Annotated in this window: 22 protein-coding genes; 13 read left to right on the forward strand and 9 right to left on the reverse strand. The window is 32.9% G+C overall.

The features are described from left to right. Positions 1–92: 92 nt before the first annotated feature. A complete protein-coding gene (locus tag ACFS5J_RS11800; protein WP_379812407.1) occupies positions 93–707 on the forward strand; it encodes a PASTA domain-containing protein in 615 nt (204 codons plus the stop codon). Then, positions 700–1,740: an RluA family pseudouridine synthase gene (locus ACFS5J_RS11805; RefSeq protein ID WP_379812408.1), complete on the forward strand. Its 1,041-nt coding sequence runs from the start codon at positions 700–702 to the stop codon at positions 1,738–1,740. Before ACFS5J_RS11800 ends, ACFS5J_RS11805 begins: the two co-directional genes overlap by 8 nt. A gap of 31 nt (positions 1,741–1,771) precedes the next feature. On the opposite strand, the gene ACFS5J_RS11810 is transcribed toward ACFS5J_RS11805, so the two are convergent. The 8 genes from ACFS5J_RS11810 to ACFS5J_RS11845 all read right to left on the reverse strand — a co-directional run bounded on the left by ACFS5J_RS11810 (position 1,772) and on the right by ACFS5J_RS11845 (position 9,614). After that, complete coding sequence (locus ACFS5J_RS11810; RefSeq protein ID WP_379812409.1) at positions 1,772–3,991, reverse strand: redoxin family protein; 2,220 nt, start codon at positions 3,989–3,991, stop codon at positions 1,772–1,774. 1 nt (position 3,992) lies between these two features. Continuing rightward, positions 3,993–4,898 carry an ABC transporter ATP-binding protein gene (locus ACFS5J_RS11815; protein ID WP_379812410.1) on the reverse strand — a complete coding sequence of 302 codons (906 nt, stop codon included), beginning with the start codon at positions 4,896–4,898 and terminating at the stop codon, positions 3,993–3,995. Positions 4,899–4,960: 62 nt separating this feature from the next. Beyond that, positions 4,961–6,490 (reverse strand): flotillin family protein, encoded by a 1,530-nt coding sequence (locus tag ACFS5J_RS11820; protein WP_379812411.1) that lies wholly within the window; start codon positions 6,488–6,490, stop codon positions 4,961–4,963. Between the two features lie 17 nt (positions 6,491–6,507). Next, on the reverse strand, positions 6,508–7,068 hold the full coding sequence (locus ACFS5J_RS11825; protein WP_379812412.1) for an NfeD family protein: 561 nt from the start codon (positions 7,066–7,068) through the stop codon (positions 6,508–6,510). Positions 7,069–7,180: 112 nt separating this feature from the next. After that, positions 7,181–7,744 carry an anthranilate synthase component II gene (locus ACFS5J_RS11830; RefSeq protein ID WP_379812414.1) on the reverse strand — a complete coding sequence of 188 codons (564 nt, stop codon included), beginning with the start codon at positions 7,742–7,744 and terminating at the stop codon, positions 7,181–7,183. A 189-nt stretch (positions 7,745–7,933) separates the two neighbouring features. Further along, on the reverse strand, positions 7,934–8,500 hold the full coding sequence (locus ACFS5J_RS11835; protein ID WP_379812415.1) for a YceI family protein: 567 nt from the start codon (positions 8,498–8,500) through the stop codon (positions 7,934–7,936). Between the two features lie 23 nt (positions 8,501–8,523). Then, complete coding sequence (locus ACFS5J_RS11840) at positions 8,524–9,156, reverse strand: NAD(P)H-dependent oxidoreductase (protein ID WP_379812416.1); 633 nt, start codon at positions 9,154–9,156, stop codon at positions 8,524–8,526. A 2-nt stretch (positions 9,157–9,158) separates the two neighbouring features. Continuing rightward, a complete protein-coding gene (locus ACFS5J_RS11845) occupies positions 9,159–9,614 on the reverse strand; it encodes a MarR family winged helix-turn-helix transcriptional regulator (protein WP_379812417.1) in 456 nt (151 codons plus the stop codon). 128 nt (positions 9,615–9,742) lie between these two features. Here ACFS5J_RS11845 and ACFS5J_RS11850 point away from each other — a divergent pair, with 128 nt between their 5' ends. The 3 genes from ACFS5J_RS11850 to ACFS5J_RS11860 are packed head-to-tail and all read left to right on the forward strand — an operon-like array spanning position 9,743 to position 11,218. Further along, positions 9,743–10,270 carry a TlpA disulfide reductase family protein gene (locus ACFS5J_RS11850; protein ID WP_379812418.1) on the forward strand — a complete coding sequence of 176 codons (528 nt, stop codon included), beginning with the start codon at positions 9,743–9,745 and terminating at the stop codon, positions 10,268–10,270. A gap of 7 nt (positions 10,271–10,277) precedes the next feature. Continuing rightward, the gene (locus ACFS5J_RS11855; RefSeq protein WP_379812419.1) at positions 10,278–10,889 is read left to right on the forward strand and encodes a thioredoxin family protein; all 612 of its coding nucleotides are present in this window, start codon (positions 10,278–10,280) and stop codon (positions 10,887–10,889) included. A 23-nt stretch (positions 10,890–10,912) separates the two neighbouring features. Then, entirely contained in the window at positions 10,913–11,218 is a 306-nt protein-coding gene (locus ACFS5J_RS11860; RefSeq protein WP_379812420.1) for a rhodanese-like domain-containing protein, read from the forward strand. 35 nt (positions 11,219–11,253) lie between these two features. Here ACFS5J_RS11860 and ACFS5J_RS11865 read toward each other — a convergent pair whose 3' ends face one another. Continuing rightward, positions 11,254–11,934, reverse strand: a complete 681-nt coding sequence (locus ACFS5J_RS11865) for a Crp/Fnr family transcriptional regulator (protein WP_379812421.1) — start codon at positions 11,932–11,934, stop codon at positions 11,254–11,256. 110 nt (positions 11,935–12,044) lie between these two features. Between ACFS5J_RS11865 and ACFS5J_RS11870 the strand changes: the two genes are divergently transcribed. The 8 genes from ACFS5J_RS11870 to ACFS5J_RS11905 all read left to right on the forward strand — a co-directional run bounded on the left by ACFS5J_RS11870 (position 12,045) and on the right by ACFS5J_RS11905 (position 20,650). Continuing rightward, positions 12,045–14,423, forward strand: a complete 2,379-nt coding sequence (locus tag ACFS5J_RS11870) for a heavy metal translocating P-type ATPase (RefSeq protein ID WP_379812422.1) — start codon at positions 12,045–12,047, stop codon at positions 14,421–14,423. Positions 14,424–14,498: 75 nt separating this feature from the next. Continuing rightward, on the forward strand, positions 14,499–14,690 hold the full coding sequence (ccoS, locus tag ACFS5J_RS11875; protein WP_379812518.1) for a cbb3-type cytochrome oxidase assembly protein CcoS: 192 nt from the start codon (positions 14,499–14,501) through the stop codon (positions 14,688–14,690). A gap of 3 nt (positions 14,691–14,693) precedes the next feature. Further along, positions 14,694–16,892, forward strand: coding sequence for a cytochrome-c oxidase, cbb3-type subunit I (gene ccoN, locus ACFS5J_RS11880; protein ID WP_379812423.1), 2,199 nt, complete (start codon positions 14,694–14,696; stop codon positions 16,890–16,892). Between the two features lie 5 nt (positions 16,893–16,897). Beyond that, complete coding sequence (locus tag ACFS5J_RS11885; RefSeq protein ID WP_379812425.1) at positions 16,898–17,071, forward strand: CcoQ/FixQ family Cbb3-type cytochrome c oxidase assembly chaperone; 174 nt, start codon at positions 16,898–16,900, stop codon at positions 17,069–17,071. Between the two features lie 12 nt (positions 17,072–17,083). Beyond that, positions 17,084–18,016 (forward strand): cbb3-type cytochrome c oxidase N-terminal domain-containing protein, encoded by a 933-nt coding sequence (locus tag ACFS5J_RS11890; protein WP_379812427.1) that lies wholly within the window; start codon positions 17,084–17,086, stop codon positions 18,014–18,016. Positions 18,017–18,066: 50 nt separating this feature from the next. Then, positions 18,067–19,485, forward strand: coding sequence for a cytochrome c oxidase accessory protein CcoG (gene ccoG / locus ACFS5J_RS11895; protein WP_379812428.1), 1,419 nt, complete (start codon positions 18,067–18,069; stop codon positions 19,483–19,485). 8 nt (positions 19,486–19,493) lie between these two features. Further along, positions 19,494–19,940 carry a FixH family protein gene (locus tag ACFS5J_RS11900; protein ID WP_379812429.1) on the forward strand — a complete coding sequence of 149 codons (447 nt, stop codon included), beginning with the start codon at positions 19,494–19,496 and terminating at the stop codon, positions 19,938–19,940. Between the two features lie 8 nt (positions 19,941–19,948). Beyond that, positions 19,949–20,650 carry a sulfite exporter TauE/SafE family protein gene (locus tag ACFS5J_RS11905; protein ID WP_379812430.1) on the forward strand — a complete coding sequence of 234 codons (702 nt, stop codon included), beginning with the start codon at positions 19,949–19,951 and terminating at the stop codon, positions 20,648–20,650. The last annotated feature ends 59 nt before the right edge of the window (positions 20,651–20,709 follow it).

Raw genomic sequence — 20,709 nt, forward strand, 5'->3', positions numbered from 1 at the left:
TATTTTCGTTAAGAATATTCATAACAAAATTACATTATTTATTCATAACTTGAAATCTTTTCGATTTCATATCTTTGCTAAAATTATTATTTATGAGCTTACCCAAATTCTTAACAAGTAAAACTTTCGTTATCCAATTGGCAATTGCTTTTGGTATCATAATCGTTATGGTTTTTGCCTTAATGAAATTTTTGAGCGTTAAAACGCATCATGGTGAAGAAATTAAAGTTCCTGATTTATCAAAGATGCAAATTAAAATTGCAGATGAGAGAATTAAAGAATTGGGATTGGAGTTAATTCTTTTGGATACAGTAGATTTTAAAAAGGATTTGCCGCCTTTTTCGGTTGTAGAACAAGATCCAAAAGCTGGAAACACCGTTAAAAGTGGCCGTAAGATATATGTAAAAGTAAATGCAGGTGAGTTCATGGACGTAACGTTACCGGTTATGAAAAACAAAACGTACCGTCAAATTTCGGCTAACATAAAATCTTTAGGATTGGTTGAAGGAACTATTACATATAAGCCTCATATTGCTAAAGACATCGTAATTCAAGTTTTGCAAAATGGAAAGAAACTAGATGCGGGAGATAAAGTGAAAAAGAACTCAAAACTTGATTTTATACTAGGCGATGGTAAAGAAATGTTTAGTGAATCTAGTTTTGATGAAGAACAGAATACAAATGAAGTAAACGAAAACAATGATTAATAACCCAGAAGAAGGATTAGAAGATGATTTATTTGAACATCATCGATTTGAAGTAGCTAAAGGACAGCAATCGTTACGTATTGATAAATTTTTGATGAATCTGATTGAAGGTTCTACACGAAGTAAGATTCAAAAAGCAGCCGATTCCGGTAATGTTTTTGTAAATGAAGAACCGGTAAAGTCAAATTATAAGGTTAAACCATTCGATGTGGTTACAGTGCGATTGGAATATCCACCATATGAACATTTGTTGGTAGGTGAAAATATTCCTTTGGACATTGTTTATGAAGACGATCAATTGATTGTAATCAATAAACCAGCAGGAATGGTGGTACATCCAGGACACGGTAATTATTCTGGGACTTTAGTTAATGCATTGGCCTATCATTTTGATAATTTGCCAATGAACAGTTCGGAGCGTCCCGGGTTGGTTCACAGAATTGATAAAGATACTTCAGGACTTTTGGTAGTAGCCAAAACAGAATTGGCAATGGATTATTTATCCAAGCAATTTGCAGCTAAAACTTCTGAAAGAGAATATATCGCAATTGTATGGGGCGATATTAAGGAAGATGAAGGGACTATTGAAGGCAATATAGACCGTCATCCAACTAATAGAATGCAAATGGCCGTTTATCCAGATGGCGAACAAGGAAAACCTGCAGTAACGCATTATAAAGTTTTAGAACGTTTGGGTTATGTAACAGTGGTTTCTTGCCGTTTGGAAACAGGACGTACACATCAAATACGGGTACACATGAAATACATTGGCCACACTTTGTTTAACGACGAGCGATATGGTGGTAATGTAATTTTGAAAGGAACTACTTTTACCAAATACAAGCAGTTTGTTGACAATTGTTTTAAAGTATTACCACGTCAGGCACTGCATGCGAAAACATTAGGGTTTGAACATCCAATTACAAAGGAATTTTTACGATTTGATTCGCCTATTCCTGAAGATATTGAAACGTGTATCGAAAAATGGCGTGTGTATTCCAAAGCACAGAGTTATGAAAGTTTAGAAGAATAAAAAAGCCCGAGCAAGCTCGGGTTTTTTTGTTTTAATCAAGATCTTCTAAATTTAAAGCTTTTCGAAGTACCATTTCGAATGATTTATCACTAGGGAAAGGCATTCTAGCATTGTAAATGTTGCCATCTGGATCTATAAGTACAAAGCGTGGAATACTGTTAATGTTGTAATCTTTAGAAAAATTTTCCATATCGGTTGCCCATAAATGGGTGATACTTTTCGATTTATTTTTTGCTTCTAAAAACCAATCGGCTTTGTTTCTATCGGTACTAATACCTAGGAAAGCGATATTTTCTTTTTTATACTTAATCGCCATTTTTTCATAATAAGGAGATTGAAATTTACAAGGTCCGCACCATGTTGCCCAAATATCTACGACAACAAATTTGCCTTTGTAATCAGAAAGCAATACTTTTTTACCATCGATAGATTCGGTTTGAATTTCTCGTGCAAGATTACCTTTTCCTAAACGTTCAAAGGTTTTAAATTGTTCAATTAAATTGGCATGTAAACGATTGTCTTTAATATATGATGCATAATTATTCACCAATTGATTGCGTTCTAAGCTACTTGAAGCTTCTTCTAAATTATCGTTTAAATTGTAATAAAGTAATCTGTTTTTAAAATTACTCTTTTTTAAGCGGATAATATTTTCTATTTCTTTTGTTTTGCTATCAATATCGCGTTTATCATTTTTACAGATTTCATACTTTAAGTAATTCAGATATTCAGCATTGCTAATCAAACTTTCTTCTTGAAGTGATATTTTCGCTTTAATTTTTTTAATATCCGCTGTTAATTCTGTTTTTTCATTTGGATATAAAGCTTTTCTTTTATCTAAAAATTGGTTCACAAAATTTAGGTATTTGATGCAAATTAATTTCTTTTCACGGTTAATAAAATCAGCTTTTGGAATATAGTTGTCACGTGTTTTAAAAAAGTCAGCTTCATTATATTTTTCTTCCCATTCATCGTAAACGTCTTCAAAAAATAGTTCAGGTTTATCAATGAAAGTGTTTTGTTGTAATTGGTAGCCTACCATACTCCAATTTGAAAGCGGATTGGTTGCATATTGGTTTTCCGCCAAACGTGTTCCAGTATAAGTGGTTTTAAGATTGTTATTATACACTTTAATTGTACAATAAACACTATCGTTGTTGGATAATAATAGGTCTACTGGGATGGATTTGTCGACTACAATTTTATAATTATCCAAAGGTAATGGTTTATCAATTGTAACATGGAAACGATTGTTGACAATTGGAAAAGTTACTATCGTATCATTTATCATTGGATGAATTAAATAGGCGATTTTGAAAGTATTTTTACTCTCTATTTCTCCTGCAATAACTGTTTTTTTGAGAGGTTGGTATTGATTTGATTGAAGCGTAAAAGCAGCAATGAAAAAGAAGATTAACAACGTTAAAATACTTAAAGCAATTCGCTTTTTTGTTTTGAAAAAGGCATTTATTAGTCCTTTATTTTTATACCAAACAAAGCCAATGGTTAAGGTTAATATGGTAAGGATAAGACTTATTGTTTCCGTAAATAAAAACCAATTTCCAATTTCGCTTCCTTCTTTATAAGTGCCTACACGATTAATGATATCAATTGGATGCCAATCGGGAGTTAAATTAAATGCACTAAGAATCGAATTTGTAACGAGTAAAAAGAAACCAATAAGTAAAGACCAAGTAAAATTTGAAAGTAAAACGGATAAAAAATACTGGAATGCCGTAAGAAATGTACTGGCTATAAAAATTCTGGTAAATAGGTTTAATAAGTTTTGAATTTCAATAGATGTATTGGCGACTTCCGGAAGTTCAATAAAAAATGTTTGAATAAAAGCTAAAATTAAACCTGATAGGAATAATGATGCTATTGCAATTAAATTAGCTGTTAATAATACAATAAACTTTGAAAAGTAAATGGATAATTTTTGTAAAGGTTGGGTTTCCATCAATTGCCAACCTCCATTTTTATGATCCAATTGCGCTATTTTACTAGCATGTATGATAATGATTAAGGGAAATAAAAACGACGCAAACGGAACTATGGTTTCATATATAATATTAGTGTAGTGATTATATGGTAAAGGATTGTTTTTTTCTTTGACAAAGAAACTACCTATGAAAAATAAAATAGGTCCTAATGCCCCAATGATTAGAGAAACAGTATAGATACCAGTTCCTTTTTTCTTTAAATGTTCTCCTTTAAGTCCAATTTTTAAATTTGAGATATAATTTTTCATTTTAGTTTTCAGTTAAATTCATAAACCATTCTTCAAGGCCTTCAATAATTTTTAATTCATAAACAGAAGCACCATCTTGAATTATTTGTCTCGTAAATTCTGGGACTTCAGAAACATTGTTTAGGTTTAAAGTAATTTTCTGTGAATCTTCTTGTTTAACGTTATCATACTTGTTTGTAAACTTTTCAACCCATGTTGAAGCATCATCAAGAGTAACTTGTATTTTGCATTTGTTGAATTTCTTGGAAAGCATTTCCATAGTACCTTCATATTTTAAAATGCCTTTTGAAATGATACCCACGTGAGTACACATTTTTTCAATTTCACCCAAAAGGTGACTTGAAACAAATATAGTAACGCCTTTCTCCTTATTTAGCTTAACGAGTAGTTTACGTATCTCAACAATACCATTTGGATCCAAACCGTTTACCGGTTCGTCCAAAAACAATAATTCGGGATCACTAAGGAGTGCCATAGCAATAGCCAAACGTTGTTTCATCCCCAAAGAGTATTGCTTCACTTTATTTTTTTTGGCATGTGTAAGATCCACTAGTTCTAAAACCTCTTCAATTTTAGAAAGCTCAATGTTTCGTAAAGTAGCAATGTATTTTAAGTTGTCATATCCCGTTAAATGTAAATATAAAGCAGGGCTTTCCACTAATGCGCCTATTTTTTCAAAGGCATATGGTAGTTGCTCTTGTATGGGCTTTCCAAATAAAGAAATGGCATTGTCATCATCTGGTATGATACCGGTTAACAATCGCATTGTGGTAGATTTCCCTGCTCCATTTGGACCTAAAAAGCCGTAAATACTTCCCTTAGGTACATTGATAGACATGTTATTGAGAACCGTCTTGTTTTTTGAATACTTAAATTTTAAGTTTTCAGTTTGAATAAGATATTCCATGTTTTGATAAAAAAACGCTAAAATTCACTGAATTTTAGCGTAAATATTTGATTATTAATTTTTTATTTTGATTCATCGGTTGGAGGAACTTCATTACTTTCTGGAGTAGTAATAACTTCTTCAGCAGGATTTTCGCCTTTTAAGTATGATGGTAAATTAAGACCAGCCATATTGAATAAATCGTTTAACGGAGGAACAGTTTTCATCATGCCCGAAACAAAATTTGCTGTTGAAGTATTTCCATCCGAGTTATTTCCACCATCCCAAACAGTAATTTTATCAATTTTGATATTTTTAACCGCTTCAACTTGGGTTTTAACCAACTCAGGTAATTTTTCTATTAATAATAATTGGAAAGCTTTTGTTGGGTCTCCACCAGCAGCATTAACGACCTCACGATATCCTTCTGCTTGCTTGGTTAAGATTTCATATAAACCTTTTGCTTCTGCTTCCATTTTTGCATAAATAGCATCGGCTTCTCCTTTTGCTTGAACTCTTATTCTTTCCGCTTCAGCTTGGGCATCAATTACAGCTTTTTGTTTAGCTATTTCAGCTGGAATTACAATATTAGCATTTTGTGTAGATCGTTCTCTTTCAGCACGGGCTGTTTCGGCTTTTTGTTCTGCTTGATAAGCTTCTTCTAAAGCTTTTGCTTGTTGAACCTTTTCAGAAGCTAATGCAATACGCAAGGCTTCTGCTTCTTTTTCACGACGAGCTGCTTCAGATTGCGCAATTGCAATTTTAGCTTCATTTTCCCCTTTGATAGCTATCGCATTGGCTTCAGATGTTTTAACACGAGTATCTCTTTGTGCTTCTGCTTTTCCAATGCTTTCGTCTTTAAATGCTTCAGCTATACTTACTTCTTTGTCTTTATTAGTGATAGCAATTTTTACATCACGATCTCTATGAGTTTCTGCAATCTGAACGTCTTTTTCACGATCTGCCATTGCTTTACCTGTTTCTCCAATCTTTTCTTGTTCAGCAACTGAAATTTTAGCTTCGTTTATTGCTTTTGCAGCAGCTTCTTTACCTAATGCTTCAATATAACCAGATTCGTCTTTAATATCGGTCACGTTAACGTTTATTAACTTTAAACCAATTTTTTTGAGTTCTGAATCTACGTTTTTAGAAATATTATCTAAAAATTTATCTCTATCGGAGTTAATTTCTTCAATTGTCATGGTTGCAATAACCAAACGTAATTGGCCAAATAGAATATCTTTTGCAAGTTCTTGAATTTGATCGGGAGTTAAACCGAGAAGACGTTCTGCAGCGGTATTCATACTATCCGCTTCTGTTGAAATTGCAATTGTAAAACGACAAGGAACATCGACACGAATATTTTGCCTTGATAAAGCATTTGTAAGATTCGCTTCAATTGAAATTGGTTTTAAATCCAAATATTGGTAATCTTGAATAACGGGCCAAATAAAGGCACCACCCCCATGTACACATTTTGCGGAGGTTCCACCAGTTTTACCGTAAATCACTAAAATTTTGTCCGAAGGACATCTTTTATAACGGGAAATTAAGGTTACAAAAGTGACAAATAGCACAAAAGCGGCTACTACAATAATAATTAATTCAAACATAAGTTATATACTAAGGATTATAATTTTTCAACGATAAGAATGTTATTTTCAACGGCAATAACTTTTACAACATTTCCAGAAAGTATTTTTTCATTATCAGTTGTCATAGCATCAAGTTCATGAAAACTTCCTTTAACACTAATTTGTACTTTACCTTTTCCTGACTTATTTTCTGGAATTGTTAAATAAACATCGGCAGTTTTGAGCAAGGTGTCTTCAATTTTAAAACTGTTATTTTCGGATAGTTTTAAAATTTGTTTGATTATTATGAAGAATAATGCAACAAATATAATTCCTACTAAAATAGCTACACCGATAAGTATATTTTTGTTTTCAAACTTGTCGTAAAGCGATATACCTGTCCAGCTGAACCCTAAAAGGAAATTAATCAGATTACGAAGTGTAAACAATTCAAAAGGCATGTCACCAGTATCACCTCCGTCAGTGTCCGCATCCGTTTCAGCATCACCTAAACCAATAAATGTTGCTATTGTTTGTAAAGCAAAAAAAATGCTTACCGGCAGGGCAACATACCAAAAAGCCTTTAATAGGGGCTCATAATTTTCTAAAAAAGTCATAGTTGTAAGTTAGTTGTAGTAATTATACGACTATTTTTAGAAAAAGTTACGATTGAATGAAAAAAAATTTATTTGATGAAATTAATATGTTAAATTTTGATATTTCTATAAATTAATTAAGTAACCAATTTTCAAGAATTTTCTTTCCATGTGGGGTAAGTACGCTTTCTGGGTGATATTGAACACCGCGTACGTTATAATGTTGATGTTTTAATGACATAATTTGTCCATTGTCATCAACTGAAGTAATGATTAAATCGGAAGGAAGGTTTTCTGTCGCTATTACCCAAGAATGATAGCGACCTACTTCAAATTTTTTTGGTAAATCATTAAAGATAAAATCATCTTCCGTAAGTGTGACTTGAGTTGCAACACCATGATATACCGTTTCCAAATTGATAAGTTGTCCGCCAAACACTTCACCAATAGCTTGTAAACCTAGACAAACACCAAAAATAGGTTTTGTTGGAGCATATTTTTTTATTACTTGTTTTAGGAAACCAGCTTCATCGGGAATTCCAGGACCAGGAGAAAGTACAATTTTATCAAATTTTTCTAGATCCTCTAATTCAAATTCGTCATTACGAAATACAGTTACATTTGCATCTAAACTTTCAAGATAATGCACTAGATTGTATGTAAAACTGTCGTAATTGTCGATAATGGCAACTTTCATAAGTCTTGCAAATATAGAATTTAATTTGGCATTTTTTATAATGCAAGACTCGAGTTTTTTAGTTTTACCGCCTTATTATAAAATGAATTTGGGATAGATTCGCGGTATTTATTAGGCTATTTTGAAGCATAAAAAAAGTCCGAATTTAATTCGGACTCTCTCTTCTTCATAGCAATTTTCGGGGCAAAATTAGAAGTTTAAAGTAACATCTAATTCGAATTCATCATAAATAGTTTTGTCTCCTAAGTTATCAAAGAAAGATCCAGATCCATAACGAATGTCATATTTAGCTCTGTCAACCATTAATTTTGTGGTAGCTGTAGAACCATTTACTTTCATATCAAAAGAGATTGGGTTTGTTTTCCCTTTGATAGTTAAGTCAGCATTAACAGTGTACACATCATTTCCTTTGTTAGTTAATGTTTTGAATACAAGATTTGCTGTTGGAAATTTTTCAACACCAAAGAAATCATCAGATTTTAAGTGTCCGTCTAATTTTCCTTTCATTTCACCTTGTAAATCTGTTGTGTTGATTGAAGTCATGTCAACTGTAAAAGTACCTCCAGCTAATTTTTTTCCTTTGAATACTAAAGCGCCTTCAGCTAAGCTGATTGTTCCACTGTGTTGGCCAGTTACTTTTTTACCAACCCATTCTACTTTACTTTCTGTAGTGTTTACTTTCTTTGTTGTTTGGGCAAAAGTGGTGAATGATACTAAGGCAATTACTGCCACTGCAAATGATTTCATAGTTTTCATTTTTTTAATTTAATTTTTGGTTATTATAATTTGATAAATAATTCGTTTTCGGGTTTACGTACTTTAACGTAATGTTGTGTTGCATCTTCATCATGACGATATCCTACTGTAGCTACTAATGAAGCGTTTAATCCTAATTTGTCAAGGCCTAAAATTTCGTTGTATTTTTCTGGCTCAAAACCTTCCATAGGTGTAACGTCAATTTTTAATTCTGCTGCAGCATTTAAAAGGTTACCTAATGCCAAATAAGTTTGTTTTGCTGTCCAGATTTCTTTTTGAGCTATTGGTAAAGGCACAATTTTAGATTTCATAAAATCAGCAAACCCTTTTAAGTCAATTACCTTAAGACCTCTAACTAAAGCCATATTTTCAATTAATTCATCGATATGAACATCTTGAATATCTGTAATGTTTGCAAAAACAAATAGGTGAGAAGCATCAACAATTTGACTTTGTCCCCATGAAGCAGGTTGTAATTGCGATCTTAATTCTGGGTTTTCAACAATTATTACTTTGTAAGGTTGTAAACCGTAAGACGAAGTACTTAAGCGGATAGCCTCTTTCAATGTCTCTATATCTTGATCGGATACTTTTTTAGAAGCATCAAACTTTTTGGTGGCATAACGCCAATTTTGGTGTGTTATAAAATCACTCATATTTATATTTCTCTTAGTTTTTCTAATAAATCGTTTAAAAGGGTAAGCTCTTCTTGGGTTAAGTTCTTGGTGAAAATTTGATCGTGATTTTCAATCAAAGGGTCTAATTCAGATAATACGCTTAAACCTTTTTCGGTAATTTTTATTTCTATTTTTCTTCTGTTTGCAGGACATGTTTTACGTTCTACCATTTCCTTTAAAAGCAATTTGTCAATCAGACGAGTAGTATTACTATTTTTAGTGACCATTCGTTCCTGAATATCTTGCATATTCAAAGGATTTCCTTTTTGACCTCTCAGAATACGCAATACATTATATTGTTCTCCCGATAAATCGTACGGCTTCAAAATTTCATTTAATTTGTCGGCGATAAGATTTCGAGTAAAGGTCAAATTCAGCATAACTTTTTTGGTTAAACTTAATGTAACGGTACTTTTTATTTCGTCTTCTATTTTCATATTCCACTACAAAATTTGTATGTACAAATGTAGTAATTATTTTTAGTTGTATATACAAATGTGTGTTAAAAATGTATTAAAATTTTTAATGGGCTTTTACGCGAGCGAAATTTCACTAATTTGGTAATATGAAAAATCTAGTACTATTGAGTTGTATATTGTTCTGTTCAATATTGTTGGGACAAGGCAATATAAAGCAAGTTACACCATTACAAGTGTATCAAAATGATTCTATATCGGTTGCTTCTTATAATTATGAAGGGGTGTTACAATTATTGAAAACAGACGACCCCAATAAAACATACGTTATCAACTTTTGGGCTACCTGGTGTATGCCGTGTGTTAAGGAATTACCATATTTTGAAAAGTTGAACACTAATTATGAAGATAAAAACGTTGAAGTGTTGTTAGTGAGTTTGGATTTTCCTAAAAAAATAGAAAGTAGTTTATTGCCATTTATCGCTAAGAAGAAATTAAAATCTAATATTATTGTGCTTAACGATGCCAATGTAAACTATTGGATTGACCAAGTAGATACGAGTTGGAGTGGAGCACTTCCTGCAACCTTAATTATAAAAGGAGAAGAACGTAAATTTTATGAACGTTCTTTTACATATGAAGAATTAGAAAACGAATTATTAAACTTTATTCAATAAATAGATTATGAAAACAGCAAAATTTACTCTAATGTTTTTTGTAGTTGCATTAATAAGTGCATTTACAGTAAGTAATAATGATGGTGGCTATAAAGTAGGAGATTTGGCCACCGATTTTAAATTAAAGAATATTGACGACAAAATGGTGTCTTTAAAAGATTATAAAGATGCTAAGGGTTTTATCGTTGTCTTTACTTGTAACCATTGTCCGTTTGCAGTTGCTTATGAGGATCGAATTATAGCATTAGACAAAAAATACAAAGCTTTAGGTTATCCTGTAATAGCAATTAATCCTAACAATCCTGAAATTAATGCAGACGATAGTTTTGATTTGATGAAAGTTCGTGCAAAAGAGAAAGGGTTTACTTTTCCCTATTTATTTGACGATGGACAAAAAATTTACCCACAGTATGGTGCAACAAAAACCCCTTATGTTTACGTTTTGAAGAAAACCAAGCAAGGTAATAGAGTAGAGTATATTGGTGCTATTGATGACAATCATTCCGATGAAAGTGCCGTTAAAAATAAATATGTTGAAGCTGCAGTAGATGCATTGTTAAAAAATAAAGAAATTGAAATAAAAAATACTAAAGCGATTGGATGTTCAATTAAAGCATAGTATTTTTGGCCAAAAATAAGAGTATGAACTTAGAACAACAACAGTGGTGGAGTCAGTTTTTAACGGACGAAAAAGGTGTTTTACTGGATGTTAGAACAGAAGATGAAGTAAATACAAGTAAAATTCCTGGATCAATTAATATTGATATTTACCAAGGTCAAGGTTTTATTTACAAATTAGACGATTTGGATAAAACTAAAAATTACTATGTGTATTGTGCAGCAGGAGGTAGAAGTGCAAATGCTTGTAACATTATGCGTGAATTAGGATTTTCAAAAGCCTACAACTTGATTGGTGGAATATCGGAATGGGAAGGACCAACAGAATAAACAATAACAAAAAGAGGATTTAAAATCCTCTTTTTTTATTCTGACAAGCGTTTCAATTTAGCTTTATCTTTTATTGATATTTTTTTACCAATTAATTCAATCCACCCGTTTTTATTAAATTCAGATAAAAGACGAATACAACTTTCTGTCGCCGTTCCTATCATGCCGGCAAGTTCATCGCGAGACAATTGAATTCTTAAAGTATTGTCTTCATTTTTGCCAAAATTATCCTCAAGGTATAATAAGGTATCTGCTAGGCGTTCTTTTACTGTTTTTTGTGCCATGGCTACCGTATGATCATCGGATTCCTTTAAATCACCACAAATGGCCTGCATCATGCTCATAGAAAATTTATTGTTTTGATTGAAAAAGCCAATAACTTCATCTTTTGGTACAAAACAAACTTCCATATCTTCAAGTGCAATAGCAGAAAGATTTGCAGATTGATCGCTAATCATGGAACGTTGCCCTAGTAATTCTCCTGGTTTTACCAATTTTATAATTTGATCTTTTCCATTCGAACTTAGCTTTGATAATTTGCAGACACCATCTTTGATACAAAATAGACCATTAATCATTTCACCTTCTTCAAAAATAGGTTCACCTTTTTTGATAATATAAGACGTTTTGCAATTTGCCATTTTAACCAATTCATCTTTAGTCAATGCGTTGATTGAGCTAAATTTTCTAACGATACATTGTTCGCATTTACTCATACAGAAATAGAGTTTACTTAAGGATTTATCAAAGATATACAAAGTATGACAAATATCATATTTTAAAATGCGAACATTTTTCACCTTTGTTATAGGTAAATGAGCAAATTATGGACGCAAAAAATTGTTTCCATTGTGGTAATGAATTTTTAAAAAAAGACGAGGTTATTTTTGATGAAAAATTATTTTGCTGTAACGGATGTAAAACCGTGTATGAAATTTTTAGTCAAAATGATTTAACGTGCTATTATGATTTTCAAGCCTCACCCGGAGCTACACCACAAGACATACACGGGAAATATGATTTTCTTGACGATGAAAAAATCATATCAAAACTTTTAGAATTCCAAGAGGAAAGTACAAGTATTGTAGCGTTGTATATACCACATATACACTGTAGTTCTTGTATTTGGATTTTGGAGAACTTACAAAAACTTCAACCCGGAATACTAACATCACAAGTTAATTTTCCAGAAAAAAAAGTACGTATAACCTTTAATGCAGAAACGGTTTCACTCAAGGAAATTGTTTTGATGTTAAGTGCAATAGGTTATGAGCCTTACATTAGTTTGGAAAACTACGAAACAGGAACTAAAAACATAGATCGTAGTTTGATTTATAAATTGGGTGTGGCTTTCTTTTGTTTTGGAAACATTATGTTGTTGTCGTTTCCAGAATATTTTGAAGTAGAGGAGTATTGGATCAATCAATATCGTGGTTTTTTCCGATGGCTAATCTTTGCATTGTCACTTCCTTCGTTTTTGTATTCTGCAAGTGGATATTACGTTTCGGCTTATAAAAGTATCAAGTCGGGTATGCTTAATATTGATGTTCCTATTGCACTAGGTATTGTGGTAATGTTTATTCGCAGTACAGTGGATATTGTATTCGATTACGGACAAGGCTTTTTCGATAGTTTGACAGGTTTGATTTTCTTCATGTTATTGGGAAAATTATTCCAGCAAAAAACCTATGATTTTCTTTCATTCGAAAGAGATTATAAGTCCTATTTTCCAATTGCAGTTACTAAAATTACAACTGATGGTCAAGAAACTCCTGTTCAAATTTACGACATCGAAAAAGGAGATCGTTTGCTAATACGAAATCAAGAGCTAATCCCTGTCGATGGAATTTTAATTGCAGAAAAAGCAGCCATTGATTACAGCTTTGTAACTGGAGAGGCGGTACCTATTGAAAAGAAATCTGGCGATAAGGTATATGCAGGAGGTAAGATTTTAGGAAAGGTAGTTGAACTTGAAGTATTGTTTTCGGTCTCTCAGAGTTATTTGACGCAGTTGTGGAGTAATGATGTCTTTCAGAAAAAAATTAAACAAAAACATAAGAACATTACCGATACCGTAAGTCGCTATTTTACACCCCTATTATTATTACTTTCTTTAGTAGTTTTTGGTTTTTGGTTGTTTAAAAGTGTAAGTATGGCTTTTAATGTACTTACCGCAATTTTAATTGTAGCTTGTCCTTGTGCCTTAGCCTTAACAGCACCATTTACTTTAGGTAATGTATTACGTATAATGGGAAAACAAAAAATGTATCTCAAAAATGCAACGGTTATTGAACAGTTGGCCAAAGTCGATACTATTGTTTTTGATAAAACAGGAACTATTACCACTAACAAAAAAACAGCTATAAGTTACGAGGGAACAATACTTTCAAATGAAGAATTAGAATTATTAAAAAATACTTTGAGAGGTTCGAATCACCCTTTAAGTCGAAGATTGTACGACTTTATTCCAGAGTTTAAGCGTAGTAATCCAATTCAATTTGAAGAAATAATAGGAAAAGGCATTAAGGCTAGTTTTGAAAAGGATACTATTCGATTAGGCTCTTCTGACTTTGTGGAGCACCTAAGCGAGAATACTCACAAGAAAACGAAAGTACACGTTGAAATAAACGGTATTTATAAAGGATGTTATGTTTTCAATAATCAATACCGAAAAGGATTAGAAGAATTGTTTGAGAAGCTATCAAATCAATACCAATTGTATGTTTTATCGGGCGATAATGATGGTGACAGAGCAATATTGGAAAAGATGTTGCCAGTGAATACGACATTGGTTTTCAATCAAAAACCAGAGCAAAAATTGGCCTATATCGAGCAGTTACAAGCACAAGGAAATAATGTAATGATGATTGGTGATGGATTAAACGATGCTGGTGCATTAGCACAAAGTAATGTGGGTATTTCCTTATCGGAAAATGTAAATGTATTCTCTCCCGCATGTGATGGTATTATGGATGCGAGTCAGTTTTCTAAGATAGGATATTATTTGAACTATGCTAAAAATGCAATGCGGACTATCTATATGAGTTTCGGCTTGTCTTTATTGTATAATATAGTGGGATTATCGTTTGCTATTACGGGACAATTATCACCATTAGTAGCGGCGATTATTATGCCAATGAGTTCAATAACAGTGGTTTCCTTTGTAACAATTATGTCAAATTATTATTCGAAAGAAAAAAATTAGTAAATTTAAGGGATATGATATTTGTCATATTTTAAGAATAGTGCTAAGAGTAACTTTGTTCAACAAATTTCAGGTATGAGTGTTATTTATTTACTTATCTCAATTAGTATAGTGGTAGCAGTTGGTTTCTTGATAGCTTTTATTAGAGCAGTAAAATCAGGACAATATGACGACGATTATACTCCATCGGTCAGAATGTTATTTGACGATGAACTAAAAAAGAACCCTAATAAATTAATAAAAACAGATAAACAAAAATCAATCTAAATTATGGAGATGCAACAATTTTATTACGATAACAAAATTGTAAAGAAATTCCTTTATGCGAGTATCTTATTTGGTGTTGTAGGAATGTTAGTCGGACTAACAGTAGCGTTTATGTTTCTTTTTCCAAATATGACCGATGGTATTTCGTGGTTGAGTTTCGGAAGGTTACGTCCTTTACATACTAATGCAGTTATTTTTGCCTTTGTAGGTAACGCTATTTTCGCTGGAATTTATTATTCTTTACAACGTTTGTTAAAAGCAAGAATGTACAGCGATTTGCTGAGTAACATTAACTTCTGGGGATGGCAGTTAATTATCGTAGCAGCTGCAATTACTTTACCTTTAGGGTATACAACCTCAAAAGAATATGCAGAATTAGAGTGGCCAATTGATATTGCGATAGCTTTAATTTGGGTTGTTTTTGGTATTAACATGATAATGACCATTCTACGTCGTAGAGAACGCCATTTGTATGTAGCAATTTGGTTTTATATCGCAACTTTTGTCACGGTAGCTGTGTTACACATATTCAACAGTTTAGAATTACCCGTTTCAGCTTTAAAAAGTTATTCCGTATACGCAGGTGTTCAAGATGCATTGGTACAATGGTGGTACGGCCATAATGCAGTAGCATTTTTCCTTACAACACCTTTCTTGGGATTGATGTATTATTTTGTACCAAAGGCAGCTAACCGTCCAGTGTATTCGTATAGACTTTCTATTATTCACTTCTGGTCGTTAATTTTCTTATACATCTGGGCAGGTCCCCACCACTTGTTGTATACTGCATTACCCGATTGGGCACAAAACTTAGGAGTAGTGTTCTCTATCATGTTGATTGCTCCATCTTGGGGAGGTATGATTAATGGTTTATTGACGTTAAGAGGTGTTTGGGATAAAGTACGTGTTGATCCTGTTTTAAAATTCTTCGTAGTAGGTATTACAGGTTATGGTATGGCGACTTTTGAAGGACCAATGTTGTCTTTAAAAAATGTAAATGCTATTGCGCACTTTACCGATTGGATTGTAGCACACGTACACGTTGGAGCATTAGCTTGGAACGGTTTTATGACATTCGGTATGATTTATTGGTTAATACCTCGTATGACTAAAACAAAATTGTATTCTACAGCATTGGCTAATTTCCACTTTTGGATTGGTACATTGGGGATTATTTTATATGCATTACCAATGTATGTTGCAGGGTTTACTCAGGCTTCAATGTGGAAACAATTCAAACCAGACGGAACCTTACAATATGGTAACTTCCTAGAAACGGTAACGGAAATTATGCCAATGTACATGATGCGTGCCATAGGAGGAACATTGTTTTTCGTTGGATTATTAGTATTGGTATATAATATTTACAAAACAGTACGTGCAGGACAAGCAGTAGAAGATGAATTAGCAGAAGCACCAGCATTAGCTAAAATTGCTTCAGGAAGAGTAAAAGGTGAAAAATTCCACCCTTGGTTGGAAAGAAAACCTATTCAATTGACTATTCTAGCGACTATAGCGATATTAATTGGGGGTATTATTCAAATTGTACCAACGATTATGGTTAAATCAAATGTACCAACCATTTCAAGTGTAAAACCATACACACCACTTGAACTAGAAGGACGTGATTTGTACATAAGAGAAGGTTGTAACAACTGTCACTCACAAATGGTACGTCCGTTCCGTTCAGAAGTGGTTCGTTATGGCGAATATTCAAAAGCTGGGGAATTTGTATACGATCACCCATTCTTATGGGGATCAAAACGTACAGGTCCCGATTTAGCAAGAGAAGGAGTTTCGGGTAAACCATTTAATGGAGGTAGAGCAGATGATTGGCATTTCAACCACATGTGGGATCCACAAAGTACATCTTCAGGTTCTATTATGCCAGGGTATAAATGGATTATTCGTAGCAAACTTGACACTTCTCAAACTCAAGCTAAAATGGAAACAATGCAAGCTTTAGGGGTACCGTATAGCGATGAAGAGGTAAAGAATGCTTTGGTAACATTAGAGGCTCAAGCTTCTAAAATTGAAGCCAACTTGATGAAAAATAACGATATCAAAAAATCTTTTACAGAGAGTAAAGTAGCTGAAGGTAGTGACTTTGTACCTGTAAAAGAAAGAGAGATTGTAGCTTTAATTGCGTATTTGCAGCGTTTAGGAACCGATATTACAAAAGAAGATACTGCTAAAAATTAAGAGTTATGTTGAAGTTTATTAAACACAATTTAGAAACTATAGCTGGGGTAGAAATTTATCCCATAATATCGCTACTTATTTTCTTCACTTTTTTTGTTGGGTTATTCTTTTGGGTTTTTACCTATAATAAAGATAAGATTAAGGAATTGAGTGAATTGCCAATTAAAGATGAATTATAAAAGAAATACATTATGAAAAACATATTTCCATCATATATTAGAGTTCCATTAATTTTTGCATTTGTATTTGCAAGTTTGGAGTATTTTATCGATTCAGGAGAAAAACCAGCTTTTATTGAATATCCAATTGTTTCATTGATATTAGGTGTATTCTTGTTCATATTGGTTGCTATTGAAATTGTTTTTGCAGCTGTTGATAAAGTAACCTATACTTTTTTGAGTGAAGAAGAAAAGGAGCAATTGAAATTAGAAGAAGCTCTTCCTTTTACAGAAAGTAAATTCTACAAAAATTTAATGAATAAGCTTACCCGTTCAAAATCTATTGAGCAGGAAGCGGATGTAATGTTAGACCATGATTACGACGGTATTAAAGAATTAGACAATGTATTGCCACCATGGTGGGTGTATTTGTTCTACGCTTGTATCATATTTTCTGTGGTGTACTTAGTTCGTTTTCATATTGTAGGTGATTATACGCAAGCCGAAGAATATGAAATGGCAATGGTTCAGGCTGAAAAAGAACATCAAGAATACTTGAAAAATGCACCAGATTTAGTCAATGTAGATAACGTTGTATTGATGACTGATGCGGCTAGTATTGCTGAAGGTAAAAAAGCTTTTGAAAGCAATAATTGTTTCTCTTGTCACGGTCAAAACTTACAAGGAGGTATCGGTCCAAACTTAACCGATAAATATTGGATTAATGGAGGAGGAGTTAAAGAATTGTTTACAATTATTTCTGAGGGTAGTTCTAAAAACCCTGTAATGGCACCTTGGAAAGATGTAATAAAACCAACAGATATTCAAAAGATAGCGAGTTATATACTTTCCATGCAAGGAACTAATCCTGATGGGGCCAAAGATCCAGAAGGGGCTATCTGGGAAGAAATAGCTGCAACTCCTGAAAATGTTGAAGTTGTTACAGACTCAACAAATGTTGAATAAATAAATTAGGGGTTTGGTTGCTACCAAGCCCCATTTTAAAACAAAATCAAATGGCCACTTTACCAGACGAAAGTTTTAGAGATAGTATAGGAACAATAAGCAAAGAAGGGAAACGAAATTTCATTTTTCCTAAAAAGCCTGTCGGTAAATATTATGAAAGACGTAAGCTGTTAAGTTACGCTTTACTTATTTTTTTATTGGGTGCTCCATTTGTTAAGATTAATGGAAATCAATTTTTACTGTTCAATGTTTTAGAACGTAAATTTTCCATTTTTGGTTTTCCGTTTTGGCCACAAGACTTCTACTTGTTTGTCATTTCAATGATAATTGGGGTAGTGGGGTTAACCCTTTTTACAGTGGCTTTTGGTCGAATATTTTGTGGTTGGTTTTGCCCGCAAACCATTTTTATGGAAATGGTTTTTAGAAGAATCGAGTTTTGGATTGATGGTGATAGAGGTGCTCAAATGCGTTTGGATAAACAAAAATGGGATGCAGAAAAAATCAGAAAGCGTGTGACCAAATGGTTTATATTTTTTGTGATTTCGTTTGTAATCGCTAATGTTTTCTTAGCGTATTTGATAGGTAGTGATAAACTATTGGAATACATCCATGAAGGACCTTTGGAAAATAAAAGCACTTTGATTGCATTACTGATTTTTACAGGGGTTTTCTATTTTGTTTTTGCATGGTTCCGTGAACAAGTGTGTATTATTGCTTGTCCTTATGGTAGAATGCAAGGCGTTTTATTGGATAATAAATCAATTAATGTGGCCTATGATCACGTGCGAGGAGAAGGAAAAGCAGGAAGAGCTAAATGGGATAAACGCGAAAACAGAGCCGAAACAGGAAAAGGAGATTGTATAGATTGTAAGCAATGTGTACACGTTTGTCCAACAGGTATTGACATCCGTAACGGAACGCAGCTAGAATGTATCAACTGTACAGCTTGCATTGATGAGTGTGATACCATAATGGATAAAGTGGGATTACCAAAAGGTTTAATTCGTTATGCGAGTGAGGATGAAATTGTAAAAAAGGAAAAGTTCGTATTAACACCTAGAATGAAAGGTTATATAGCTGTACTTTCTATTTTGGTAGCTGTATTAATAGGTTTATTGTTTTTGCGTAATGATGTAGAAGCAAATGTTTTTAGGCTTCCAGGGCAATTATACGAGAAAAAAGGAGATGTAATCAGTAATGTTTTTACCTATAAAGTTGTTAATAAAACGGTAAACGATTTTAAAAATGTATCGTTCAAATTGGAAAAAATAGAAGGAACGATTCGTTTGGTTGGAAATTCTCATGTTGAGGTTAAAGAAGGTGCTTTGTTTCAAGGTACTATGTTTATTGAGATTCCAATACAAGAAGTGAAAGAAGATAAAATGAAAATTAAAATAGGGGTATATAACGATGGTAAGTTGATTGAAAGCACAACCACTACGTTTTTAGGCCCTCGTTCGTTTAAATAAGAAGAGATATGAAAGTAAATTGGGGTACAGCTATCGTTATTGCATTTGGGTTGTTTATCACCTTTATATTGTATTTTGTTTTTAAAGTACAAACCAATCCCAAATACGATAATGAGTTGGTAACACAAGATTATTACCAACAAGAAATGAAAGTTCAAGGAAATATAGAGCGTGCTTCCAATGCAAATGCATTGGCAGATAAAGTAAAAATTACAAAAACAACAGAAGGATTACAAGTTACATTTCCTACTGCTTTTATTCCAAAAAATATAAAAGGGAAAGTGTTCCTATACAGACCGTCCAATCAAAAATTAGATTTTGATATGCCAATATCATTATCTGATTCATATTTGCTCATACCTAAAAGTAATTTGGTTGGCGGTCTTTGGGACATTACTATTGAATGGGAATACGATGGGACTTCGTATCGTAACAAAGAGGCTATCTATTATTAATTGATTGAATGTTATACACGGCTGTCATATTTGGTTTAATCAGTAGTTTTCACTGCATAGGGATGTGCGGACCGATTGCGATGATGTTGCCTGTAGCTAGAAATAATGAGGCCAAAAAAATATTACAATTGTTATTGTATCATTTCGGAAGGTTAACCGCTTATGCTTCATTAGGATTACTCTTCGGAATGTTGGGAAAAGGTTTTTTCCTAGCGGGAATTCAGCAACAATTGTCGATTGCTGTGGGAGTACTGATGATTACGATTGCGCTTGTTCCTGAAAAACAATTAGCAAAGTATAACTTTTCAAAACCTATTTATAAAATAATTGCTAAAGTTAAAACGAGTTTAGGGAGTCAGTTTAAGAATAGAAGCTACAAATCGTTTTTTACTATTGGTTTATTGAACGGTTATTTACCTTGTGGAATGGTATATGTGGCTTTATTTGGAGCTTTAGCCATGCCAAGTATAAACTTTAGTATTTTGTATATGCTTTTGTTTGGATTGGGTACGATTCCTATGATGAGTTTGGTGGTTATTATTTCCAACTTATTAACACTTCCTATTCGTAATACCATACAGCGCGTTATTCCTGTCATAGCAGTTTGTATAGGAATTTTATTCATCATGAGAGGTTTAGGATTGAACATACCCTATATTTCGCCAAGTACAATGAGTTTGTTTGTCCAAAGTGAGGCAAACTGCCATTAAAAGAGAGTTTAATTGGTTTTTTTAAATGAAAAAGCATCAAATTCAAATAAGAATTGATG

Origin of the sequence: Flavobacterium chuncheonense, from assembly GCF_042686145.1 — a bacterium.
Taxonomy (GTDB): Bacteria; Bacteroidota; Bacteroidia; order Flavobacteriales; family Flavobacteriaceae; genus Flavobacterium; species Flavobacterium chuncheonense.